The organism is Corynebacterium neomassiliense (assembly GCF_900626215.1).
Classification (GTDB): domain Bacteria; phylum Actinomycetota; class Actinomycetes; order Mycobacteriales; family Mycobacteriaceae; genus Corynebacterium; species Corynebacterium neomassiliense.
Map to the genome: position 1 here is coordinate 1,757,828 of NZ_LR131106.1, position 22,718 is coordinate 1,780,545.

Below are 22,718 nucleotides of genomic sequence, written 5' to 3' on the forward strand. Positions count from 1 at the left end.
TCACCCGGATCACGGGTTCTGCGCCGATGACGACCATGTCTTTCCCTTGACTCTGCAGGATCGGCGGCCGGTCTCATACTGATTGAATCCACGTGAAAGTATTGGACATGAGGCATGACATGTGAAGACACCCGTCACCTGCCCGACAGTTCCCCCGCAACTGTCCCCGCCGCCCTGCCCCCCTNCCGTCCCGGGCCGGGCACTCATGATGACCACCCGGTCAGCGGTGAACACGGCCTCCTCGATGTCGTGGGTGATGAGCATGACGGTCAGCTTGTGCTCCTCCCAGATCCTGGTCAGCAGGGCCTGCATACTCCTGCGGGTCAGGGCGTCGAGGGCGCCGAAAGGCTCGTCCATGAGCAGCACCTTCGGCCGGTAGCTCAGCGACCTGGCCAGAGCCGCGCGCTGCTGCATGCCTCCGGAGAGCTGGTTGGGGAACTTGTCTCCGAAACCCTCCAGTCCGACGAGCTCCAGGTGACGTTCCACGGTGGCCTTCTTCTCCGACCTGGACATCCCCTCCTCCCCGCGGAGCGCGAACATGACGTTCTCCGAGACGGTGAGCCAGGGCAGCAGGGTCGCCTGTTGGAAGACCACGCCACGGTCCCGTCCGGGGCCGTGGACGGGTTCGCCGTTGATCTCCACGGTGCCGGAGGTGGCGGACTCCAGGCCGGCGATGACGGAGAGCAGGGTGGATTTTCCGCAGCCGGAGGCTCCGACGACGGAGACGAACTCATTGGAGTACAGGTCGAGGTTGAGCCCGGTGACGGCGGTGACCTCGCCGAACTGCTTGACCATGTCGGCGACGTGGACGACCGGCACGCGGGACTCTCCCCCGACGGGGCCGGTGCCCCCGTTGCCGGCGGTGCCGGCGGCTGCGGTGGATGCGGGAACTGCGGCGGTCATGAGCGGCCCTCCAGGTAGCGGAACATTCGGCGTCCTGCCGCGCGCATGACCTGGTCGAAGACCAGACCGAGGACGCCGAGGACGATGACGTAGGCGATGATCGTGTCGGTGGCGAGGAACCGCTGTGCCTGTGTGATGCGGTACCCCATGCCGGAGGTCGCTGCCACGAGCTCGGCGACGACCAGCCAGCTCCACGCCCATCCGAGGCACAGACGCAGGGTGTCCCAGATACGGGGAAGTGCGGCCGGCACGATGATGTGGACGAGGATGCCGGTGCGTCCCATGCCCAGGGTCGCCCCGAGGTTCTGGTAGCTGCGGGGGACACGGCGGACCGCGTCCGCGACCATGAGGACCATCTGGAAGAACGTGCCGAGCCAGATGATGAGGAACTTCTGCGTGTCCTCCGTGCCGACCCAGATGATGGTCAGCGGGACGAAGGCGACGACCGGCATGTACCGGATGAAGTCGGTGAGAGGTTCAATGGCGGCCTCGGCCCGGGGACTGGACCCGGACAGGACGCCGAGGGGGACGGCGAGGACGACGGCCAGCAGGTAGCCGACCATCACCCTCCAGACGGACACGCCCATGTCGTCCCAGAGCTGGCCGGAGGTGGCGGTCTCCACGATGACCCTCACGACGTCCGCCGGTCCGGGCAGGAAGGTCTCGTCGATGACGCCCAGCGCGGTGATCAGCCACCATGCGGCGAGCACCACGATGAACGAGGTCACCGCGATCCCCAGGTACCGGCGCCGGCTGATCGGTTCCGGGATGACGCTGCGTTGTCTACGGCCGGTCCGGGAGCTGCCGGATGTCTCGGTTGCTGCTGTACTGGTCACAGGTCACTCCACGAACCGGGTGTCGACGATCTGGGCGGGGTCATGGTCCTGGCTGATGATCCCGGCGTTCTTCGCCGCCTCCTGGACACTCGGAAGGACCTTGTCGCGGTACTCACCGCCGAGGTAGGTGCGGTTGTCCTCCAGGCTGTAGAACTTCACCCCGTCGAAGGCGGTCTTGAGGGATTCCGCGTCAGAGCCGATGTTCTTCGCGATGATCGCCTGGGCGTCGGCGGTGTCGGAGTTGTAGTAGTCGATGGCGGGACCCCATGCGGCGACGGCCTTCTTCACGGCCTCCGGCTTCTCCTCCATGGCCTTCTTCGAGACGAAGAGGATGTCGGAGATCAGTCCGGGCTGGGCGTCCGCGGTGTAGAGGGTCTTCACCGAGGCGTCCTTGCCTGCGGTGTCACTGATGTAGGGCTCGTAGGTGACTGCGGCGTCGACCCGACCGGCCTGGAGTGCGACGGCGGCGTCGGAGGGCGCCATCGGCACCGGGCTGATGTCGTTCACGCTCATCCCGTTCTCGGACAGTGCGTGGTCGAGAAGGAGGTTGGAGACCGATCCTTCCTCGAATGCGACTTTCTTTCCTTTCAGGTCGGCGACGGAGTTGATGCCGTCGGCGGCGAGAATGGCGTCCGCTTTCATGGACGTGTCGAGGACGAGGGTGATGTAACCGTCCTGGCCGTTCTCCAGCCACTGCAGTGCGGAGTGGGTGGCGGCGTTGGCGATGTCGACGTCACCGGATCCCAGGGCGGCCGTCATCTGGGAGTCGTCGTCGAAACTGGTGATGTTGACGTTGACCCCCTGGTCGGCGAAGTAGCCTTTGTCCTGGGCGATGTACCAGGGGCCGTAGCCGAGCCACGGCTGGGTGGCCATGGTCAGTGAATCTTCACCGCCCCCTGAGTTGTCTCCTGAACCGGTGCCCGAGGAGCAGGCGACGAGGGCTGCTCCGGCAGTCACTGCGACGAGGGCGGTGGCGGTGATGCGGCGCACCGTGCGGAATCTGCGGGATTTCGGGCGCCTGGTTGTGTTCGTCATGTCGGGATTCTCCTGTCGGGGTATCCGGACGGGATTCCGGAATACTGGTTCCCCACATTTGTGTTCCGGACTCCCGCATTCAAATACACAACCTGCGCAGCGATCATCTGATTTGCAGATAGCATCCCTCACGCAATATCTGCGAAACAAATGCACAACTGAGGCGTAATCTGCCGGTGTGTCCGCCGGAAAACGCCGGGAACCGACCTGCGACCATTCACCACAGTGATGGAGGACATTCAGGAATCAGATTCAGAGGAAAGATCTCCGGGTCACGGCGACGGCGGGCCGGTGTACGGCGCGGGGCATACAGTCACCGGACATGACCACCACCACAGACAGGGAGTCCACCTTCACCGTCGTCGACGCCGACGTGTACCTCGGCGAGGGCGTGTGGCGGCACGGAGCCGTCCACGTCGCCGACGGCGTCATCCGCTCCTTCTCCCCGGACCCCTCCGACCTGCCCGCAGGGTGCCGCACCGTCGACGCCGACGGCGCCTCCCTGCTGCCCGGCTTCATCGACGCCCACGTCCACCCCGAGCACGGGGGCGCCGGCATGCTCGGTGCCGACCTCACGCCGGTCCATGACGTGGACGCCTACCTGAGGATCATCCGCGAGCACGCCGCGGCCCACCCTGATGACCCGGTGATCGTCGGCGACGGCTGGTACGGCGACCTCTTCGACGGTGGCATGCCCACCGCGGAGATCCTCGACAGTGCCGGGGAGTCCGTGGCCGCCCGGCCGGTGGTCATCGACGGCCACGACGGTCACGGCGTGTGGGTCAACACCGCGGCGCTGCGGGCCGCCGGCATCACCGCGGAGACCCCCGACCCCGACGACGGGAGGATCGTCCGCGACGCCGACGGCAGTCCCACCGGGACTCTGCTCGACGGTGCGATGCAGCTCGTCGCCCACCTCACCCCCGCGCGCACCGCCGATTCGGTGGCCCAGGCCCTGCTGGCCGCCCAGCGGCGTCTCCACTCCGTGGGCGTCACCGCCTGGGCGGACGCCATGGTCGGTGTCACCGAGACCCACCCCGACCCCTTCGACACCTATCTTGACCTGTATGACAGTGGCCTGTTGACGGGGCGCGTGTCCCTGGGACTGTGGTGGCAGCGCACCGAAGGGATCGAGCAGATCGACCTGTTCCGGCAGCGTCGGGACCTGGTCGCCGCGCTGGGGCACCCGGAGCGGCTGCGGGCGTCGACGGTGAAGATCATGCAGGACGGTATGGTCGAGAATCTCACCGGTGCGATGGTCGACCCGTACGTGGGTTCCTGCGGGTGCGGCGGGGGCACGGGCCCCAGCTTCAACTCCCCGGTACGGCTGGCCGAAGCGGCCGCCGCCCTCGACGCCGAAGGATTCGACCTGCACTTCCACGGCTGCGGCGACCGTGCGGTCCGGGAGTGTCTCGACGCGGTGGAGTACGCCAGGGCCTCCGGTCAGCGGCCACCGACGGTGGACCGACGTCACCAGATCGCCCACGTGGACGTGGTTCACCCGGACGACATGACGAGATTCGCCGACCTCGACGTCACCGCGAACCTGCAGATGCTGTGGGCCCGCCGTGACACCGAGATGCTGGAACGTAAACTTCCGCAGCTGGGTGCGGAGAGGGAGGCATGGCAGTTCCCCTTCGGGGGTCTGCACCGGGCCGGTGCCCGGCTGGCGGCGGGCTCGGACTGGCCGGTCTCGGACCCGAACCCGCTGTGGGCGATCCACACCGGTGTCAGCCGCACCGCACCGGCCGCGGACGTTCACGCGGTCGGCGGGCAGGCGCACACCGTTGCCCTGGAACGGCAGCACGGACTGGACTTCACCACGGCACTGGACGCGTATCTCACCGGTTCGGCGTGGGTGAACAGGTTGGACGGTGTGGCCGGGCGCATCGCCCCGGGGACGGCCGCCGACCTGGTGGTCCTCGACGCCCCGTTGCGCCGTGTCCCGGATGTGTCGACGGTGGGTGTGGTGGAGACCTTCGTCGGCGGTGTCAGCGTATGGCGGAGGTGACCGATCCTGTTCCGGAGGCGGGACCGGGGACCGGTTCCCGGAGCAGCAGTTCATGGAGCAGCAGTTCGCGGACGGGCCCGGCGCGGTAGGGGTGCCCGAGACCGTCCAGGACGCCGGGGCGGGCGTGCTGGTCGGCGAGCGCGAGTTCGGTGGCACCCGTCTTCCCCAGCAGCAGCCGGGGGGCGGGTCCGGGAACGGGGATGTGCAACGGCACCCTCAGTTTCTGGAGGTCGGCGAGCACGTCGGCGAACTCTGCCTCGGTGATGTCCTCCGGGGCGACGGCGTTGACGGGACCGTGCAGCTGCGGGTCGACGACAGCCCGGTGGTAGATGTCGGCGAGGTCGTCGACTCCGATCCACGGGAAGTGCTGCGTGCCGGCTCCCAGGCGGCCGCCTCCGACGCGGGAGGACGCCGCGAGAAGGCTGAGCAGCGGCGACCCGCCGGCGAGGACCAGACCGGTCCGGATGTTGACGACGCGCAGGCCGGCGTCTGCGGCGACCGCGCAGTCCGCCTCCCAGTCGGCGACGACGTCGGCGAGGAATCCGGTGCCCTGCGGGGCGTCCTCCTCCACCGGTTCCGGACGCCGCGCCCCGTAGAATCCGACGGCCGAGGCGGAGACGAAGGTCCTCACCCCGCAGGACGCCGCGACCGCCGCGAGTCGACGTGTCGGTCCGACCCGCGAGTCCCGCACGGCATCCATGTGTGACCGGTTGAAACGCCCGAAGATCGGGGCACCGGCGAGGTGGACCACGGCGTCCACCCCCTCCAGCAGCCCGGGGTCGGGCGATGAGGGGTCCCAGCGGCGGACGCCGGGGGCGTCATGCCTGCTCAGCGGGATGACAGTGTGTCCTGCGGTGCCGAGCAGTGCGACGAGGCGGGTGCCGACAAGCCCGGAGGCCCCGGTGACGGCAACGGTGAGGGGGGTGGCGTCCTCGTCGCGGAATGCGGCGAGGTGTGTGAGGTCGTCGGTGAGCTGCCGTCCACGGTAGGCGGCGATGCGGTCGAGCAGCAGCGCCGGGACTCTGGCGGTGATCCGGTCGGTCACGGCCGACGTGCCCCTGCTCTGATCCGACGACGGGTCGGCGGACGCGCCGGTGCCGGGTTCGACGAGGTGTTCATGCCGCCACCGCGTCAGTTCCCGCAACGGGGAACTGACGCAGACGTCGGTGAAACGGTGCCCCCCGGAATAGCCGGCGGGATCGTGCCGGGCCTCCCAGCGCAGGCCGGCGGGGAGGTCGAACACGGTGGTGCCGTCGCGCAGACTGTCCGCCTGTGCGGTGACCCGCATCCGGGACAGTCCCGGGGTGAGCCGGACCACCGCGCCCGGCCGGGTGTGCCAGTCCCACACCTGTGCGGCGGGGAAGGGCAGGTCCGTGCGGTACCCGCGGGTGACGGTCAGGGGATGACGGGTGGTGCCGGTGGTGGGGTGCATACGTTCCCAGGGTACAGAGGCCGGCCCACCGGTCTGCTGCGGAACTGCTGCCGGTCTCCTGCGCATCTGCTGCTGATCCGGTGGGGAGACGGCAGGGGACGGCAGGGGCTCGGCAGGGGGCGACAGGGGCTCGGCGCCTGCCCGGCCTCTATGTACCGGCCGTGAACTGCGGGTCGCGGGCGATCTTCGTGTTGTGCGCCTGCGCCCGCGGCCGCACGACCATCAGGTCCATGTTCACGTGGTCGGGGCGGGTCAGGCCGAAGGAGATGACGTCCGCGACATCCTCGGCGAGCAACGGCTGGTAGCCCTCGTAGACCTTCGCCGCACGTTCGGCGTCCCCGTCGAAACGCACGAGCGAGAACTCCTCGGTGGCGACGTTGCCCGGCGCGACCTCGAGCACCCGGACAGGTTCACCGACGATCTCCCAGCGCAGGGTGGTGGTCAGCATCCGTTCGGCGTGCTTGACCCCGGTGTAGCCGGCCCCTCCCTCGTAGGCACCGTGGGCGGCGGTGGAGGTGACGACGAGGACGTCGCCGGTGCCGTGGCGGTGACCGGCCTCGCGGAGCAGCGGAAGCACAGCCCTGGTGACGCGCAGAGTTCCGAGCACGTTGAGTTCGTACATGTGACGCCACCCGTCGAGGTCGGCGTCCTCGACCATGTCGAGTCCGAGCGCTCCCCCGGCATTGTTGACGACGGCGTCGAGACCACCGGTGGACGACAGGTGGTCGACGAGTCCGGCGACCGCGGCGTCGTCGGTGACGTCGAGCGGGAAGGCCTCACACCCTGTCTCGGCCGCCAGGTCAGCGAGGCGGTCTGCGCGGCGGGCCGCGGCGATGACGTGCATGCCCTCGGAGCTGAGCCGGCGTACCGTCGCCGCCCCGATCCCGGAGGACGCCCCGGTGACGAGGACGCGACGGACACGGTCGGCCGGTGCGGAGATGGAACTCATGTCAGTTGTCCTCTCCTGCTTCTTCGGCGATCGCGGCGACGAGAATGTCGAGACCCTGCTCCGCCTCCTCCGCCGTGATGATGCACGGAGGAACGACATGGATTCGGTTACCGGCGACAGTGACGAGGAGTCCCTGCTCCAGGCAACGACGCCTGATCGCGGACATCCTCTCCGCCGGCAGGGGCTCCCGGGTGTCCCGGTCGGCGACGAGTTCGACCGCCCAGAACACTCCGCTGCCACGCACCTCACCGACGACCGGTGATGTCACCGGGTCCTCCGTCAGGGCGGTGAGCCGGGGGCCGATGACCTCCGACCCCACAGTGGCGGCATTGTCGACGATGCCCTCCTCCTCCATCGCTGTGACGGTGGCGACGATCGCAGCCATCGCCAGAGGGTGCCCGGAGTAGGTCAGACCACCGGGGAAGACCGTCTCGTCGAAATGCCGGGCGACGGCGTCGCTGATGATGACGCCACCGGCCGGGACATACCCGGAGTTCACGCCCTTGGCGAAGGTCACCAGGTCGGGGACGACACCGTGCTGCTGGAAGGCGAACCAGGAACCGGTGCGACCGAACCCCGCCATCACCTCGTCACAGATCATGATGATGCCGTGACGGTCGCAGATCTCCCGCACCCCCGCCAGGTAGCCGGGCGGCGGAACCATGATCCCGGCGGTACCCGGGACAGTCTCGAGGAGGACTGCGGCGACAGTGTCCACACCCTCGGCGAGGATCACATGCTCAAGGTGGCGCAGTGACCGCTCGCACTCCTCCGCCTCAGTCTGCGCGTAGAACTCGGAGCGGTAGAGGTAGGGGCCGAAGACGTGGACGTGGCCGCGGGCGAACTCGTTGGGGATCCTCCGCCAGTCGCCGGTGGCGACCACCGCTGATCCCGTGTTGCCGTGGTAGGAGCGGTACCGGGAGATGATCTTGTCTCTGCCGGTGACCTGACGGGCCAGACGCATGGCGTTCTCGTTGGCGTCCGCACCGGCGTTGGTGAAGAAGACCTTGCTGAACGTGTCCGGCACATGGTCGAGGATCTTGCGGGCGGCGGTGGCCCGCGTCCGGTTGGCGGTCGCCGGGGCGATGGTCGTCAACTGTGACGCCTGCTCCCTGATCGCCTCGACGACAGCCGGGTGCTGGTAGCCGATGTTGACGTTGACGAGCTGACTGGTGAAGTCCAGGAACTGGTCCCCGGCGTGGTTCCACAGCCGGGCCCCCTCTCCCCCGGCGATGACGGAATCCGGGAGATGGTTCTGGGCGGACCAGGAGTGGAACACGTTGTCGTGGTCGCTGCGGAGGACCTCTGCGTCGAGGTCGGCACCGGTCAAACCGGCACCGACGAGCTGCGAGGCGAGGCCGTAGGTGGTTTCTGCTGTGGTCATGCACCTATTCTCCGACGAACACCGTGGTCCGGCGGTGGCCGTTCCGGCCCGGAAAACAGGTACGTCCGGACACAGTGTCCAGTTGTTGTCCGGTTGTTGTCCGGTTGTTACGCGGTTGTGTCCGGGACGTCGCCGCGGGCCTGCAGAACCCCGGTCCCGGCGTCCTCCAGTGCGAACCCGACGCGGAAGACGGCCTGCTGGTCATAGGTGTCGCCGACGATCTGGAGCCCGGTGGGCACGCCGCGGGGACCGACACCGGTCGGCACGGCGAGGGCCGGGTTCCGGTTGCAGATGTTGAAGGGCACCGCCATGTGCGTGGCCCAGTAGTGTTCGCCGCGGGAGTTCACCGAGACCAGCGGAGCTTCCGCAGGCAGGGCATCTGCCGTTGTCACCGGGGTGATGAGCGCGGTCGCTCCGTCCAGGAGCCTGCCGAGTTCGGTGTGGATCCGGGTTTCGCGGACCATGGTCTCGTACAGCGGCATTCTCGCCGCAGCCGCCAGGGTGTGGTCGATGAACTGGGTGATGTACGGGGAGACCTCTGCACCGGAGGACTCGATGACCTCCTCCATCCCCGGGGCCAGTGTGTGACCGTAGTGCGCCATGGCCACCTCCATCAGCTCGGCGACGGTCCAGTCCGGGTTCCGGTGTTCGATGACCGCGCCCCGGGCAGCCAGGGCATCGGCCGCGGCCCGGAGATTGTCGACCACCGTGTCGTCCACCGGGTAGTCCCCGAGCGTCTCGGAGACGATGATCCGGTGCCCTGCCACGGACCAGCCGTCCTCCGGCTCCGTGACCGGTCCCAGAGGGACACTGTTCGGGTCGGCGGGATGCCGGCCGGCGATGACATTGTGCATGAGAAGGACATCCCCGACGGTGCGGGCCATCGCCGAGTCGCTGCGGTACCAGTCCATCGTCGAAGGATGCAGACCCGGGACGACACCGTAGGGCGCCTTGTAGCCGACCACCCCGCAGAATGTCGCGGGGATACGGGTGGAACCTCCGATGTCGGAACCGGTGGCCAGCGGGGCGTAACCGGCGGCGAGGGCGGCACCCGAGCCCCCGGATGAACCGCCCGGGGTGAACTCCGGGTTCCACGGGTTGCGGGTGACGCCGTGGGCAGCGGAATCGGTGAACGTGGCCGCACAGAATTCCGGGTTGGCGGTGCGCGCGACGAGGACGGCACCTGCCGCGCGCAGTCTGGCGACCACCGGGTGGTCGACGTCCGGGGTCTGCACGGTGGCGGGAACAGCCTGGTCGACCGGATGACCGGCGACGGCGTGCTTCTCCTTGACGACCACGGGGACGCCGAGCAGCGGTCGGTCCGCAGGTGCCGCGGCGCCGGGACCGGCGTGTCCGCGCCAGTACGCGTCCGCCGCGGCGACGGCTGCGACCTGGTCCGGGTCCGTGGCGAGGATCCCGGTGACCGCGTTGATCTCCGGTTCGGTGGCGGCGATGCGGGCAAGGGATTCGGCAACCACTTCGGAGGGGAGCCGGCGTCCTGCCGCAAAGTCCGCCAGGAGTTCTGTCGCCGAGGCGGTTGACGAGGCCACGGCAGGATTCAGGCCGGCAGGATTCAGGCCGGCAGGGTTTGATGTGTGGACGGTGTCTGTCACAGGAGATTCTCCTCAGGGTCGGAAAGATCAGACTTCGGCGGGAACATGACCGCCGGCGCCGGGGCTGACGTCGGTCGGGGCCGGGACGGAGGCACGTCGGGTGGGCATGTCCGGGAACCTGGGACGCTCTGCCCTGCCGGTGGCCGAGGAGACGGCAACCATGACGACGAGGTTGGCGACAAGGCCGGTGACACCGTTGTTCACACCCCAGAGGTTGGTACCGGCGATGGTGTAGGCGATGACGATCACCTCACCGACGACGAGGCCTGCGATGAGGCCCCTGGCGTTGATGAGCGTGGACCGGGTACAGGACAGGATGTTCGCCGGAGCGAGCTGGGCCAGCCCTGCGTAGGTCAGCAGGTAGAGGTTGGCCATGAGATCCGGCCGGGTCAGCGAGAGCCACAGGGAAGCGAGCAGGATGACACCTGCAGAGATCTTGCCGACCATGAGGCGTCGTCCGTCGGTCGTTCCGGCCGGGGTGAGGTTCGAGGAAACGAGGGTGGCGATCGAGAGGACACAGTGTGCCGCGGGAACGATCGCACAGGAGATACCGGCGATGAGGACGGCTCCCATCAGCCAACCGGGCAGGGAATCCTGGGCGATGGTGAGGATGGCGGAGTTTTCCTCCCCCTTGCCGACCTCCAGGTGGGTGGCGGCGTAGAAGCCGATGATGATCGGCACGAATGTGGCCAGGGTGTACAAGGGCAGCATGACATGGTTCTTGGACACGGCACGGGAGCCGTTGGCGGACAGCACCGCCGGCCAGCTCTCCGGCAGTGTCATACCGCCGAGGCCGATACCGCTGACGATGACACTGGTGACGAACCAGATGATTCCGTAGGTCTGGGAGCCCGGGTCCACCGTGAGCATGTCACCGGCCTCGGACATGACGCCGTCGAGGCCCCATTCGCCCGAGTACCTGACGAGCACTCCGAACAGGATGACCAGGAGTGCCACGACCATGGCCACGTCCTTGAAGTACGCCGCGGAGGCGACACCGCGCAGGCCTGCGTAGCCGACGAAGAGGAGGATGAGGACGGTGGCGACGATCATGGAGGCGTTACCGGCGGACTTCTGTCCGGTGGCGAAGGACACCATGGTTCCGAGGCCCACGATCTGAACCTGGACGATCGGGACGAAGAAGATGACGGAGACCAGGGCGACAAGTTTGCCGAGCAGTGGGCTGCGGAACTGGTGTCCGACCATGTCTGCGTTGGTGTGGTAGCTGAAGACCTTCCCCAGTTTCCAGACGACGGGGCCGATGAGGAACATGCCGATGTACCCGAGGACCAGGTAGGCGGGCATGTATGTCGCGGAGACTCCGCCGAGAACGGTGAGGCCCGACATCCCCAGGAAGGTGAAGCTGGTGAAGATGGCGCCCGCCTGGAGGAAGAACGTGGTCAGGCTGCTCATGCCCCGGTTACCGATGGACCATCCGGTGTGGGTGTCCAGGGACTGCCGCCGTCCCATGGCGGCGAGGACGGTGACGAGGAGGATACCGATGACAGCTGCGACGATCATGCTGCGACCTCCCCGCGGGAGCGACCGGTCACTGCGGCGTCTGCGTCGTCAGCAGCGTCATCAGCGGGGTCGGCGAGTTCGGGTTCGTGCCGGTAGAGAAGTGCGAGGATGAGGGTGGTGGCGACACCCCAGCCGGCGACCCAGAGCATCATCACCGGGAGGCCGAGGACGACGGCCCCGGAGTTGACGAAGGGGTAGAGCGGGGTTCCCACCAGTGCGATGACGGGAATGAGAAGTAGTGAGTGCCAGGGGGTCAGGTGCACGGGATATCAGGTCCTCTCGGAGTCGGGGTGTTGTGGTCAGACGTCGGATCCGGCGAACGGCTCGCCGGGGGTTGTCCCGTCCAGGGCGCCGGTGACCAGGCGTCGGACGATCTGGGTGAATGCGGTGACGCCGGCGACCATGTCGGCGTCGGTGGAGAACTCACGTTCGCAGTGGGAGACACCGTCGACGGAGGGGATGAAGACCATCACGGACGGGGCGATGCGGTTGACAGCCACGGAATCGTGACCTGCCATGGTTTCGATGCGCATGCAGCTGACCCCGGCGTCCGCGGCCGCCTTCTCGGTCAGTTCCACCCCGTCGACCGGGTAGTGCTGGATATCCCGGATGTCGTAGTCCTCCACGTCGATCCGGATGCCGCGTTCGACGGCAAGGTCGGCGATCTGTCTGCGGAGGATGTCGCGGGCGTCGAGGACGTCCTGTTTCTTCGAGGCCCGCAGGTCTATGACCAGGTCCACTTCACGGGGAACGACGATCGGCGAGTTCGGGTGGACGGTGAACTGGCCGACGGAGGTGACGATCTTCTCGGGTTCGAAGTTCTCGACGACGTCCTCGGTGAACAGGACGATCCTGGACGCGGCGACGAGGGCGTCGTGCCGGTCGGACATGATCGTCGCCCCGGTGTGGGACTGTTCGCCTCTCACTGCGACAAGCAGTTTTTGGGTGTACCAGCTCTGGGTGACCGCCCCGACCGTGGTCTGTTCCCGTTCGAGGATGCGCCCCTGCTCAATGTGGATCTCGGCGTAGGCCGCGATCTCCGGCGCGGGGTCGGTGCCGAGACAGTCGATGGATTCCAGGGCCTCTTTCACGGTCACACCTGCCGGGTCGGTGGTGGCGAGCGCCTTCTCCCTGTCCAGCAGGCCTACCATCACGGAGCTGCCCATGATCGAGGGGGCGAAGCGTGCACCTTCCTCGTTGAACCAGTCGACGACGGTGAGATTGTGTGTCGGGGTCAGGCGTCCGGCCCGGACCTCGTCGTTGACGCGTGCTGCGGCGTGAAGTGCGGCGATGACGCCGTAGGTTCCGTCGAAGCGGCCGCCGAGCGGCTGACTGTCGAGATGTGAACCGATGAGGACGCCGGGTTCGTCGTCGATCCAGGTGAAGGTGGCGTACTGGTTGCCGATACCGTCGACGGTGACGGTCATGCCGAGAGCGGCCGCACGTTCCCGGAACCATGCACGCACGGCACCGTGTTCGGGGGTACCGGCCTGGCGGTCGATGCCACCGGCCTCTGTGGCCCCGTAGACGGTGGTGTGGTGGAAGTCGGCGAGGAAGTCTTCGTCGGTGACGCCGGCGGTACGGGTCGACGGCGCGAACTGCACTGCAGTAGTCATGGGCAGGTCTTCTTTCTCGGGGAGTGAGATTCTTTACCTGTTCAGACTGGACGCCCACCCGGTGGTCACAGAGGTGCATTTCGCTCCGAAAGGCCGGCTCTGCCGGACGGTCTGTCCATTTGTTACCCGGGCGTTGTGGGAGGGTTTCGGGCGGGATTCACGGCAGGTCCGATGTGAAGACCTGCACTTTCAACGGAGATCGGCGTCACTGCCCGACAGCCGGGTTCCCCGTGAACGTAGTGCGAGACCGATCCTGAACAGACTGTCGCCGTCTGCGAGATCAGCTCCGAGCAGCCGTTCGAGGGTCGCCAGACGGTTGTAGAAGGAGGTGCGGGACAGGTGCACCGCCTTGGCGGCCCTGGCACGCGACTGCGGGTACTGCACGACGGTGCGCAGGACGTCGAGGAGATCGGTGCCGTTGCGTGCGTCGTACCGGAGCACCGGTCCGAGTGTCTCTTCGGCGAAAGCCTGGACGCGCACGTCGTCGGCGAGGACCCCCAGGACCGGGGCCAGGGAATCCGCCTCGACATGGACCAGCTCGGGCACGCCGGGGTCCCTGCTGACCGTCCACCACCAGTGGGGTGTTTCGGCGGCATAGGCCTGTGCCCTCCTGATCGACGACAGCAGTGAGGGCAGGTCCTGCGCCGACGGCCCCCGGATGATCCGCATGCGGACCGGATCACCGGTGGGGCCTGTACCGACGGCGAAGGGTGCGAGTGCGTCACGCAGTTCTCCGTCGAGGACGTCGGTGCCGGTACCGGAGGCTGCGGACACAGCGGCGGTCACACCCGTACCGGTGTCGGAGCGGGCGGCGAGAACCCTCGCACCGGTGACTCCTCCCCGGATCGCGTCGGCGACCGCCGCGGCATCGGGCACTTTCCCGCCGATCTCGATCTCGAGTCCGGTCAGTTGGCGTCCTTCCACCGGGAAGCCGCTGGCAGTGAGCGCTGCCCGGGTGTCTTCCGTGGTCGACGAGGGCAGGTTGAGCAGGCGGGCCATGGCGGCCGTGCGGACCAGATCCGACCATCCGGAGGTCTCGGCGGAACTGAGCCTGTCGATGGCGAGCGCGACAGCGGCCTGTCCGAGGACACGGGCAACTCCCGCGGGGTGCCCCGAACTTCCGTAGGCAAGCAGTCTGCCCCAGTTGCGTCCCCGTACGTGGACCGGCGCAACGGTCCAGAACTCCCCGTCACGGACGGTACAGGTGTACGAGCGGTCATCCCGGGCCCCCGGGGGACGGACGATCTCGGCGGAGCGCCCGGACCAGCCGTCGAGCAGTTCACCGAGGCCGAGACCCGCCTCCTCCGCGACGACAACACGGTGGCCGACATCTTCCAGGACCACCGGACAACCGAGGAGCCGGGACGCCGCGGTGACGAGTTGCCCGGTCGCGGCCCCGTTGTGGATCATGCGGGTGAAGGTGTCGGCGACCTCGGCTGTCGCCTCAACTGCGGTGAGATGGTCCCTGACAATGGTCTCATGGACCTCCCGGGTGAGACGGGCGAACCGGATCTCGGTGGTGAACACGATCAACGGCAGACCGTACCGCCTGGACGCGTCGATGACGTCACCGGGAACCCGGTCCCACGTTCCTCCCAGTTCCACCGCGAGTCCCACAGCCCCGCTGGCCGCACAGTTCGCCACGAACCTGCTGCGTTCCCGGGCACCCGCCGGCCACCCGACACCTGTGGTGAGCAGCAGTTCTCCTCCGTCGAGGAGTCGCGCGGAAGAGGCCTGTTCTGCGACGTGGATCCACCGGACCGGTCTGCTGAGCAGAGCTTCACCGGTGAGCACCCTGGGAGCTCCCGATGCCGCCTCAGGCAGGGCGAGAATATCGGCGATGGTCAGAGGAGAGATGGTCGGGGCGTTCATCCGGCCCATCCTGCCGGAGGATTGTTGCGAAACAGTGACAGACTGTCCAGCTGCAGCGACGGCCTCCCGTCACCCGGAGCGCCCCACTAATTCGGGGGTGGAATCCGGGATCGGTACGAACACGTTCGAACACGGTCATTGCCTGATCACACCAGGTTGACCCGGCTCTGCGACCACTGCCGCAACCGGAACAGCAAGGTTGCGGAGAAAGCTGTCCACCCCGTCTCCTAGTCTTCTCCTCGTAGACACCCCCGCACTGAGGACAGCACATGGATTCTGCACTGACCCCCGAAGACCCCGAAGAAAAGGGTCCTCGGGAGAACACCATGGACTTGACCGTCGAAGACCGCGCTGAATGGATCGACGATGCTAAAGACGCAATCCGCGGACGGATGCTACTCCGCATGCTGAGCGTCGAGGAGGCGTACACCGCGCTCTCCAACGAACACGTGTGGCGAAACGAACTGCCCAGTGCCGTCCTCCAGGAAGCCTACAAACAAATGACCACCGGGGAAGCGCGTTAATCGTCGAACTTAGGCTGGCTCAATCACCCGCATCCACCAGGTACCCGAACAGTCCTGGCTCCACGACATGGTCAAGATCGAGCTTCATACTGACTACGGGGACGTCCTTTCCCTTGTCATCCACGATGTGAGTGTCATGGGCGTCTCTAGCGGTGGCCTCACCGAGGTAGAAGAAGTCACCGCCGTCCACATCACTCTTCTTCACAAAGACGTGTAATGGGAACAAGTTGTTGGCTATGTCGTTCTCACGTTTGCTCTTCAGCGAGGTCCGGCTCTTGGTGAACCAGTTGATCGTTGCCTCGCTTTCAAAGCTGTCTTCGTACTGGGTCGTCGCCGAGATGTCTGCTGCTTTGTCGTGCGTGATAAAGATGGGACACGTTCCGGAAAAGGAATCCGCCTTGTAGCCGTACAGAGTGCTGTACTGGTTGGACTCAAAGTTCAGCAGCCTGCACACGTCCTTACGTGTGTACTGATGGCCGACGACGAGCGTCCCTGACCAGGATTCGTCATGTCTGGCCAAGAAGAGCGCTGTGTCAATGGAATCTTTGACATGCGTCGTGAAATTTCCTCCCCGGTCGAAGAGCTGAGCGAAAACGTCGTCCAGAATATACTGTTCGCCTTCGATTCGCATCACTGGATGTGGACCGTACTTCTTCATCTCCGACTCAACGAAGAACCTTAGTGTCAAAATCCTCTCCACGGACGCCACCGTCGCCTCATCTGAGGAACACTCGTCGTCCTGGAGTAAACCAATAAAGTCAGTCCGGGACAGTGAACGCTGCTCTAACAGGGCCTTCAGCAACAGCATCTCGTGCGGGCGCTTACCGTTGAGCAATTCACTGTCGAGCAGCGAGATGTATGCCGCCTCCTCAGCAGTCGGCGCAACTTCGACCATGCCGAAATGGTGCAGCAGGTTCCAATAGCTCTTTTTCTTCGCCGCGATGACAACCGGATCCACAGTATGGAAACGGGCGAAATCAATAAGCATCGGAATATGTCCGAGCCTATACTCCAGATCACGGATGGATTTCTTGAGATTCGGCATGGAATCCAGCTTCGCTCTTTGCAAAGAGTTCAGCACTCGATCCCGAGATACCTTGTCGAAACTCACGCTGGAAACTCCAGCAATGACGCCAGTCGTCTGCGCACGGATGAGCTTCTCCTTTATGGTGTCCGGGTTGAGGCTACTGTCGCCGAACAGTGCAATGGGGATAAGGAAGTTGTTCTTGTAGTTGCCAATGAAGTCAATGACTCGCAGGTGATCCTTACCCGGCGCCTTGCGCAGCCCACGTCCCAGTTGCTGGGTAAAAATGATGCTGGATTCCGTGTTCCTCAGCATCACTACCTGCTTAACTGTAGGGATGTCGATACCCTCGTTAAAGATGTCCCTGGTAAGGATGTAGTCCAGGTTCCCCATCTCTAGTTCCCGAATCGCTGTATCTCTCTGCTCTGCGGTCGACTCACCGGTGAGAGCCACCGTGCACAACTTCCTTCCGTTGATCTCCTGTTCATTGAACAACCGGGAGAGCTCATGTGCTTCATCCTTACCCGAGCAGAACATCAGACCCTTGACGCCTCGAGGGAAGCCGTACGTCCGTAACATCTCCAGGATATACTGCACCCGCTTCGGGGCAACGAGTTTCGATAGGTCAGCTGTGGTGTCTTTCGTCTCGCCTTCGTCAGTCAAATACTCCCTCACCCCGTAGTAGTCGAAGGGAGCCAGCATGTCTGCTTCCAGCGCAGCCTGCAGACGAATTTCGTAGGGGACGTTATAATCGAAGAGTTCGAAGATATTGAAGGCGTCGGTGCGCTCCGGCGTCGCGGTCAGTCCCAGGAGAAAACCCGGTTCAAAGTGGTCGATGATGCGACCGTAGCCGTCCGCACCCGCTCGGTGGACCTCATCAATGATGATGAGGTCGAAGGCGTCTCGCGGGATGGACGCCAAGGTCTCAGGCTGAGACAGCGTCTGCTCCATGGCAAAGATACAACGACGGTCGATCTGTCGCTCAGCGCCGACAAGACGACCGAATTCTACTTCCTCCCCACCCAGGACCAGCTGAAACTGTGACATCGCCTTGGTGAGGATCTGCTCGCGGTGAACAATGAAAAGCATCCGTGCGGGATCAATCTCGCGAGCGGCAAGGGCTGCGAGAATAGTTTTTCCCGTTCCGGTCGCAGAGATCACCAATGCGCGTCTCTCACCCGATTCGCGTACTTTACGGATCTCATCGAGAGCTTCTGCCTGCATCGAGTTCGGCGCCACATGGTCGACAAAAACTTCATTGTTGTTATCCGCGGCGATAGTTTCCGGAGACACGCGAGGCAGTCTAGTTTTCTCGTACTCGTCGATCCACGTCGGCGTCAGCCGTGTACTCTCGTCTCGCTGTCGCTGAATGGCATCCCTTAGCTGGTAGGTAATGTCCCCCTCAGGAAGTGCGGAGAAGCGGAGGTTCCACTCCTTGTTCGTTGTCAGCGCATAGCGAGTGAGGTTAGAGCTCCCCACTATCGCCGAGAGACCTTCTTTCTGGCTGAAGACATAGCCCTTGGCGTGGAAACCTCCCGCGCCACCAGGGTGGATGAGGACTTCGATATTGTCCAAAGTGAGCAGTTCACGGAACATATCCGGCTCATTGAAATCCAGGTAGGTGGACGTGATGATCGTCACCTTCCCCTGGAAGTCAAGTAGGTCTTGCTTCAGCAGCCCCAGTGCACTGGGAGCGATGAAAGCGACGGAGAAATATGCGCGCTGGGAACGCCTCAGTTCATCCTTAATCGTGCGCACCATGGTGTTTCCGTCGTCGTTGACGATGAGTTTCGGATGATAGAGCTGTTCCGAGGGCACTGTGTGGTCGAGGAAGCCAAAGGAGGTTCCGGCACCGACCGGGCTGTCGAAACTCATGCAGCGAAGTGTGCGACAACGAGGTCAACAGCAGGGACATCCGCGGGAGCCCAGGGGAGATTGGCTAGTTCTGCCGCCTCCACCCAGCGCACTTCAGCATGCTCAGTGAGAGTGGGCTCCTGGTCCACGATTGTGCCGAAGAACGTGGTGAGAATGACTGTGCCGAAGTCATAGTCGTACTCGGTGGTGGTGACTTTCTCACCGATTTCCGCGGTGCAGAGCAGCTCCTCCTGCAGCTCTCGGCGCAGTGCCTGCTGCGGGGTTTCCCCGGGCTCAATCTTGCCGCCGGGGAACTCCCAGAAGCCGGCGAGGGACATGGCTTCACCTCGCTGTGCTGCAAGAACCTTAGTTCCCTCTGTAAGGACTGCTCCGACGACGTTGATCCGCTTTGCCATGTCTGTCAGCCTAACAACTGGACGGACGCCGCCGGCTACCGTGACGGCTCATGTTGCTGAGCTCCGAGCGTCTTAAGGCGTCATATCTGCTTTTCATTGCCGCTGTCCCAGCCTCGGTGACGGAAGCTGCGGTGGTCCTGTTGGTTAGCGCGACGTTCAGGCTCATCCCGCAAGTCAGCCTGGTCCTCGTCAACCTCAGGTTCACTCTTCGCCACCCTGGAGATCAGAGAGTCATTCTCCCGACTGACAGCTGCCGTCACTGGGACATGCACCAGGGTCCTCCGCTGGTTCTGACCCACCCTCCGCCCGGAACCACCCCTCCACCGTAAACTCGGGCATTAGTGCACATCACCGGAGCCACATCACACAACGCGGCCAGAACACCGAGGAGCCCCACCATGATCGTGACCACCACTGCCACCGTGGACGGACACCCTGTCCGCGAGTATGTCCGCATCGTCGCCGGAGAGACTGTCGTGGGCATCAACATGTTCAAGGACATCGGCGCAGGCTTCCGCAACCTCGTCGGAGGGCGTTCCGCCGGCTATGAAACCGAGATCGTCAACGCCCGTGAGCAGGCTCTCGGTGAGATGGTGCAGCGCGCCATCGAACTCGGTGCTGAGGGCGTCATCGGTGTGAAGATCGACTACGAGTCCCTCGGCCAGGGCGGGATGGTCATGGTCACGGCGTCCGGAACCGCTGTCAGGTTCTGAACCCCGGACCCGACCCGACCCCGGACACCCCGGACCTGGACCAGGCGTCCCGGCACCCCTGGAAGTGGCCTAGAAGTGGCCTAGAAGTGACCGCCGACGTGCGCTTCCTCGCGCATCCGGGTGACCATGTGCGGGTAGTGCAGCTCGAAGGCGGGCCGCTCGGAACGGATCTTCGGCAGGGAGTCGAAGTTGTGCCGCGGGGGCGGGCAGGAGGTCGCCCACTCCAGGGTGTTGCCGTAACCCCAGGGGTCGTCGACGGTGACGATCTCACCGTAACGCCAGGAGCTGAACACGTTCCAGATGAACGGCAGGACCGAGACACCCAGGATCAGTGCGCCGATGGTCGAGACCTGGTTCAGGGTGGTGAAGCCGTCCGAGTCCAGGTAGTCGGCGTAGCGCCGGGGCATGCCCATGTTGCCGAGCCAGTGCTGCACCAGGAATGTGGTGTGGAAGCCGATGAACGTCAGCCAGAAGTGGATCTTGCCCAGCTTCTCGTTCATCATGCGGCCGGTCATCTTCGGGAACCAGTAGTAGACGCCGGCGTAGGAGGCGAAGACCACCGTCCCGAACAGGGTGTAGTGGAAGTGCGCGACCACGAAGTACGTGTCCGACAGGTGGAAGTCCAGTGCCGGGGAGGCCAGCATGACGCCGGTGAGGCCGCCGAAGAGGAAGGTCGCGAAGAACCCGAGGGCGAAGATCATCGGGGTCTCGAAGGTGATCCGGCCCTTCCACATCGTGCCCAGCCAGTTGAAGAATTTCAGGCCGGTCGGCACGGCGATGAGGAAGGTCATGAAGGAGAAGAACGGCAGCAGCACCGCACCGGTGACGAACATGTGGTGCGCCCACACGCTCAGCGACAGTGCGGCGACACTGAGGCTGGCGAAGATCAGCCCGATATACCCGAACATCGGCTTACGGCTGAACACCGGGAAGATCTCCGAGACGATTCCCCAGAACGGCAGTGCCAGGACGTAGACCTCGGGGTGGCCGAAGAACCAGAACAGGTGCTGCCACAGGACGCCGCCGCCGTTGGCGGGGTCGAAGATGTGGCCCCCGAACAACCGGTCGTACAGGACGCCGAGAGCTGCCGCGGTGAGCAGCGGGAAGATCAGCAGGGACAGCAGGGAGGTGACCAGGATCTCCCAGGTGAAGATCGGCATCCGGAACATGGTCATGCCCGGTGCACGCAGGCACAGGATCGTGGTCATCATGTTGATGGCCGAGGCGATGGTGCCCACACCTGTCATCCCCACGCCGACGATCCACAGGTTCGACCCGACCCCGGGGCTGTGGATGGCGTCCGCCAGGGGCATGTACATCGTCCAGCCGAAGTCGGCGGCGCCGCCGGGGGTGAGGAACCCGGAGAGCATGATGATGCCTCCGAAGGCGGTGATCCACAGGCCGAAGGCGTTGAGACGGGGGAAGGCGACGTCAGGGGCGCCGATCTGCAACGGGATCATGTAGTTGCCGAACCCCCACACGACCGGGGTCCCGTAGAGCAGCAGCATCACCGTGCCGTGCATGGTGAACAGCTGGTTGAACTGCTCGTTGGACAGGTACTGCATGCCCGGGTGGAACAGTTCCAGCCGGATCAGCAGGGCCATAAGGCCCCCTGCGAAGAAGAAGCAGAAGGACATGATGATGTACATGATCCCGAGCTGCTTGTGGTCGGTGGTCGTCAGGATCGTCAGGGCGTGGTTGCCTTTCAGCGACCTGCCGCCCTGGGGCTCGGGCCTGGCGGGAGCTGCGGACGGCCGTCCGGCCGTATCCTCCCGCGGTGCTACCGCTGTCATTGTCGTACCTCCTGGTGCGAGCGGTGAGCGTCAGCGCCCCGGTTGTGGAAACGGGGACAGTTCACCGCAAGTGTCTGACACTGACGTTAGGAGCGTCCTATCCCCCCAGGTAGGGGGGCTTTCGTTATGGGGCTAGTGGTTGCGGTTATGTGAGCCGGTCCCCGCCGCCCACTGGGGAATCGTCTGCGCGGGGTCTTTTCCCTGGTCAGCGGTCTGCGGTGCGGCCAGCCGCTGCGACAGTCCCTCGAGGTACACGGCGTCCTGCGAACCCGGGTCCCAGATCATCTCGTTGAACATTTCGGCGCAGGTGCCGTCGTCGCGGATGATTCTGCGCACCGGAGTTCCGGGGGCCACGTTGCGTTCCGGGAGCACCACCGACCCCATCCCACGTCCCACCCAGCTGAACAGGGTGGAGCAGTTCGCCACCTCGATCTCCGCCTGGTTGAGCTGCAGTCCTGCCTCGTCCATGAGTGCTGTGACGGTGCGGGTGATTCCGCAGCCGTTACGGGAGAGGATGAGTTCCTTCTCCGCCAGTTCCCGCACGGTGACCGGTTCCAGCTCCCCGGGGGCGTGCCCGTGCGGGGCATCCGGGTCGACGAGCACCAGGTAGTCGGAGTTGATGAGCCGGTGACTGTACGAGGGGAGGAGCCCCAGCGCAGGGACGAGGATCATGTCGAGGACGCCCATCTGCAGATACTCCTCGAGCTGGTCGAGCTCGGATTCCAGGAGGGTGGCGTCCCGCGCCGGAGAGCCGGAGTCCGGTCCGTACGCCTCCGGGCCGTAGATGATGCCCCGCAGTTTCGCGACGAGCGCCTTCTCGATCTGCGGTGACGTTCCGATGCGGATGGTGCCGTGCCCCTGGCTGGCGAAAGCCTCAGCCTCGTTCTCCACCCTCTCCAGGTCGATGATGACCTGGCGGATCCGTGGCAGGACGGCCCGTCCGAAAGCTGTGGGTGAGGTGCCCCGCGGATTGCGGAGGAACAGGCGACCTCCGAGGTACTCCTCGAGTTTCGCGATGCTGGACGAGAGCGCGGGCTGGGTGACTCCGAACCTGCGCGCCGCGGAGCTGAAGGATCCTGCGTCGGCGACAGCGTCGGCGTAGCGCAGCGATTCCAGGGACAGACGACCGTTCATAATTCTTCCAACCTAGGTTGCTGTGCCGGGACCCGCGAGAATACCGGTAGATGACCGTGACTGCCATAAGCGTCACTGGGGAACAGAC

18 protein-coding genes are annotated in these 22,718 nt (G+C 65.2%); 3 read left to right on the plus strand and 15 right to left on the minus strand.

What is annotated here, in order from left to right; genetic code table 11:
• Positions 1 to 9: 9 nt before the first annotated feature.
• The 3 genes from E0E18_RS07730 to E0E18_RS07740 are packed head-to-tail and all read right to left on the minus strand — an operon-like array spanning position 10 to position 2,774.
• Positions 10 to 903, minus strand: a complete 894-nt coding sequence (locus E0E18_RS07730) for an ABC transporter ATP-binding protein (RefSeq protein WP_237559690.1) — start codon at positions 901 to 903, stop codon at positions 10 to 12.
• Positions 900 to 1,739 carry an ABC transporter permease gene (locus tag E0E18_RS07735; protein ID WP_110480875.1) on the minus strand — a complete coding sequence of 280 codons (840 nt, stop codon included), beginning with the start codon at positions 1,737 to 1,739 and terminating at the stop codon, positions 900 to 902. Before E0E18_RS07735 ends, E0E18_RS07730 begins: the two co-directional genes overlap by 4 nt.
• 3 nt (positions 1,740 to 1,742) lie before the next feature.
• A complete protein-coding gene (locus tag E0E18_RS07740; protein ID WP_130840058.1) occupies positions 1,743 to 2,774 on the minus strand; it encodes an aliphatic sulfonate ABC transporter substrate-binding protein in 1,032 nt (343 codons plus the stop codon).
• Positions 2,775 to 3,096: 322 nt separating this feature from the next.
• On the opposite strand from E0E18_RS07740, the gene E0E18_RS07745 reads away from it, so the two are divergent.
• Complete coding sequence (locus tag E0E18_RS07745) at positions 3,097 to 4,785, plus strand: amidohydrolase (RefSeq protein WP_130840060.1); 1,689 nt, start codon at positions 3,097 to 3,099, stop codon at positions 4,783 to 4,785.
• Here E0E18_RS07745 and E0E18_RS07750 read toward each other — a convergent pair.
• From E0E18_RS07750 to E0E18_RS07785, 8 genes are all read right to left on the minus strand, one after another.
• Complete coding sequence (locus E0E18_RS07750) at positions 4,766 to 6,217, minus strand: TIGR01777 family oxidoreductase (RefSeq protein WP_130840062.1); 1,452 nt, start codon at positions 6,215 to 6,217, stop codon at positions 4,766 to 4,768. The genes E0E18_RS07745 and E0E18_RS07750 overlap by 20 nt on opposite strands.
• A gap of 148 nt (positions 6,218 to 6,365) precedes the next feature.
• Complete coding sequence (locus tag E0E18_RS07755) at positions 6,366 to 7,157, minus strand: SDR family oxidoreductase (RefSeq protein WP_390620357.1); 792 nt, start codon at positions 7,155 to 7,157, stop codon at positions 6,366 to 6,368.
• Positions 7,158 to 7,167: 10 nt separating this feature from the next.
• Positions 7,168 to 8,550: an aspartate aminotransferase family protein gene (locus E0E18_RS07760; RefSeq protein WP_130840064.1), complete on the minus strand. Its 1,383-nt coding sequence runs from the start codon at positions 8,548 to 8,550 to the stop codon at positions 7,168 to 7,170.
• Positions 8,551 to 8,657: 107 nt separating this feature from the next.
• Positions 8,658 to 10,163, minus strand: a complete 1,506-nt coding sequence (locus E0E18_RS07765; protein WP_130840066.1) for an amidase — start codon at positions 10,161 to 10,163, stop codon at positions 8,658 to 8,660.
• Between the two features lie 27 nt (positions 10,164 to 10,190).
• A complete protein-coding gene (locus tag E0E18_RS07770; RefSeq protein WP_130840068.1) occupies positions 10,191 to 11,684 on the minus strand; it encodes a sodium:solute symporter family protein in 1,494 nt (497 codons plus the stop codon).
• Positions 11,681 to 11,947: a DUF3311 domain-containing protein gene (locus E0E18_RS07775; RefSeq protein ID WP_066585294.1), complete on the minus strand. Its 267-nt coding sequence runs from the start codon at positions 11,945 to 11,947 to the stop codon at positions 11,681 to 11,683. Before E0E18_RS07775 ends, E0E18_RS07770 begins: the two co-directional genes overlap by 4 nt.
• Before the next feature lie 36 nt (positions 11,948 to 11,983).
• On the minus strand, positions 11,984 to 13,300 hold the full coding sequence (locus tag E0E18_RS07780; protein WP_130840070.1) for a M20 family metallo-hydrolase: 1,317 nt from the start codon (positions 13,298 to 13,300) through the stop codon (positions 11,984 to 11,986).
• 189 nt (positions 13,301 to 13,489) lie between these two features.
• Positions 13,490 to 15,172 carry a PucR family transcriptional regulator gene (locus tag E0E18_RS07785; RefSeq protein ID WP_161972253.1) on the minus strand — a complete coding sequence of 561 codons (1,683 nt, stop codon included), beginning with the start codon at positions 15,170 to 15,172 and terminating at the stop codon, positions 13,490 to 13,492.
• Positions 15,173 to 15,441: 269 nt separating this feature from the next.
• On the opposite strand from E0E18_RS07785, the gene E0E18_RS07790 reads away from it, so the two are divergent.
• The gene (locus tag E0E18_RS07790; RefSeq protein WP_130840074.1) at positions 15,442 to 15,696 is read left to right on the plus strand and encodes a hypothetical protein; all 255 of its coding nucleotides are present in this window, start codon (positions 15,442 to 15,444) and stop codon (positions 15,694 to 15,696) included.
• A gap of 19 nt (positions 15,697 to 15,715) precedes the next feature.
• On the opposite strand, the gene E0E18_RS07795 is transcribed toward E0E18_RS07790, so the two are convergent.
• Both E0E18_RS07795 and E0E18_RS07800 read right to left on the minus strand, forming a co-directional pair.
• On the minus strand, positions 15,716 to 18,595 hold the full coding sequence (locus E0E18_RS07795) for a DEAD/DEAH box helicase (RefSeq protein WP_130840076.1): 2,880 nt from the start codon (positions 18,593 to 18,595) through the stop codon (positions 15,716 to 15,718).
• Positions 18,592 to 18,990 carry a (deoxy)nucleoside triphosphate pyrophosphohydrolase gene (locus E0E18_RS07800; RefSeq protein ID WP_066585314.1) on the minus strand — a complete coding sequence of 133 codons (399 nt, stop codon included), beginning with the start codon at positions 18,988 to 18,990 and terminating at the stop codon, positions 18,592 to 18,594. Before E0E18_RS07800 ends, E0E18_RS07795 begins: the two co-directional genes overlap by 4 nt.
• A 398-nt stretch (positions 18,991 to 19,388) precedes the next feature.
• Here E0E18_RS07800 and E0E18_RS07805 point away from each other — a divergent pair, with 398 nt between their 5' ends.
• Positions 19,389 to 19,703, plus strand: coding sequence for a YbjQ family protein (locus E0E18_RS07805; RefSeq protein WP_110480862.1), 315 nt, complete (start codon positions 19,389 to 19,391; stop codon positions 19,701 to 19,703).
• A gap of 80 nt (positions 19,704 to 19,783) precedes the next feature.
• On the opposite strand, the gene ctaD is transcribed toward E0E18_RS07805, so the two are convergent.
• Together ctaD and E0E18_RS07815 are read right to left on the minus strand one after the other, a co-directional pair.
• Positions 19,784 to 21,496 (minus strand): aa3-type cytochrome oxidase subunit I, encoded by a 1,713-nt coding sequence (gene ctaD, locus E0E18_RS07810; protein WP_066585320.1) that lies wholly within the window; start codon positions 21,494 to 21,496, stop codon positions 19,784 to 19,786.
• Positions 21,497 to 21,628: 132 nt separating this feature from the next.
• A complete protein-coding gene (locus E0E18_RS07815; RefSeq protein ID WP_110480860.1) occupies positions 21,629 to 22,630 on the minus strand; it encodes a LysR family transcriptional regulator in 1,002 nt (333 codons plus the stop codon).
• Positions 22,631 to 22,718: the final 88 nt, after the last annotated feature.

Excerpts from the sequence above, each read along its gene's own strand:
- E0E18_RS07740 (WP_130840058.1), bottom strand. The coding sequence starts at position 2,774 with ATGACGAACACAACCAGGCGCCCGAAATCCCGCAGATTCCGCACGGTG.
- E0E18_RS07745 (WP_130840060.1), top strand. The coding sequence starts at position 3,097 with ATGACCACCACCACAGACAGGGAGTCCACCTTCACCGTCGTCGACGCC.
- E0E18_RS07750 (WP_130840062.1), bottom strand. The coding sequence starts at position 6,217 with ATGCACCCCACCACCGGCACCACCCGTCATCCCCTGACCGTCACCCGC.
- E0E18_RS07760 (WP_130840064.1), bottom strand. The coding sequence starts at position 8,550 with ATGACCACAGCAGAAACCACCTACGGCCTCGCCTCGCAGCTCGTCGGT.
- E0E18_RS07770 (WP_130840068.1), bottom strand. The coding sequence starts at position 11,684 with ATGATCGTCGCAGCTGTCATCGGTATCCTCCTCGTCACCGTCCTCGCC.
- E0E18_RS07780 (WP_130840070.1), bottom strand. The coding sequence starts at position 13,300 with ATGACTACTGCAGTGCAGTTCGCGCCGTCGACCCGTACCGCCGGCGTC.
- E0E18_RS07785 (WP_161972253.1), bottom strand. The coding sequence starts at position 15,172 with ATGAACGCCCCGACCATCTCTCCTCTGACCATCGCCGATATTCTCGCC.
- E0E18_RS07790 (WP_130840074.1), top strand. The coding sequence starts at position 15,442 with ATGGATTCTGCACTGACCCCCGAAGACCCCGAAGAAAAGGGTCCTCGG.
- E0E18_RS07795 (WP_130840076.1), bottom strand. The coding sequence starts at position 18,595 with ATGAGTTTCGACAGCCCGGTCGGTGCCGGAACCTCCTTTGGCTTCCTC.
- E0E18_RS07800 (WP_066585314.1), bottom strand. The coding sequence starts at position 18,990 with ATGGCAAAGCGGATCAACGTCGTCGGAGCAGTCCTTACAGAGGGAACT.
- E0E18_RS07805 (WP_110480862.1), top strand. The coding sequence starts at position 19,389 with ATGATCGTGACCACCACTGCCACCGTGGACGGACACCCTGTCCGCGAG.
- ctaD (WP_066585320.1), bottom strand. The coding sequence starts at position 21,496 with ATGACAGCGGTAGCACCGCGGGAGGATACGGCCGGACGGCCGTCCGCA.
- E0E18_RS07815 (WP_110480860.1), bottom strand. The coding sequence starts at position 22,630 with ATGAACGGTCGTCTGTCCCTGGAATCGCTGCGCTACGCCGACGCTGTC.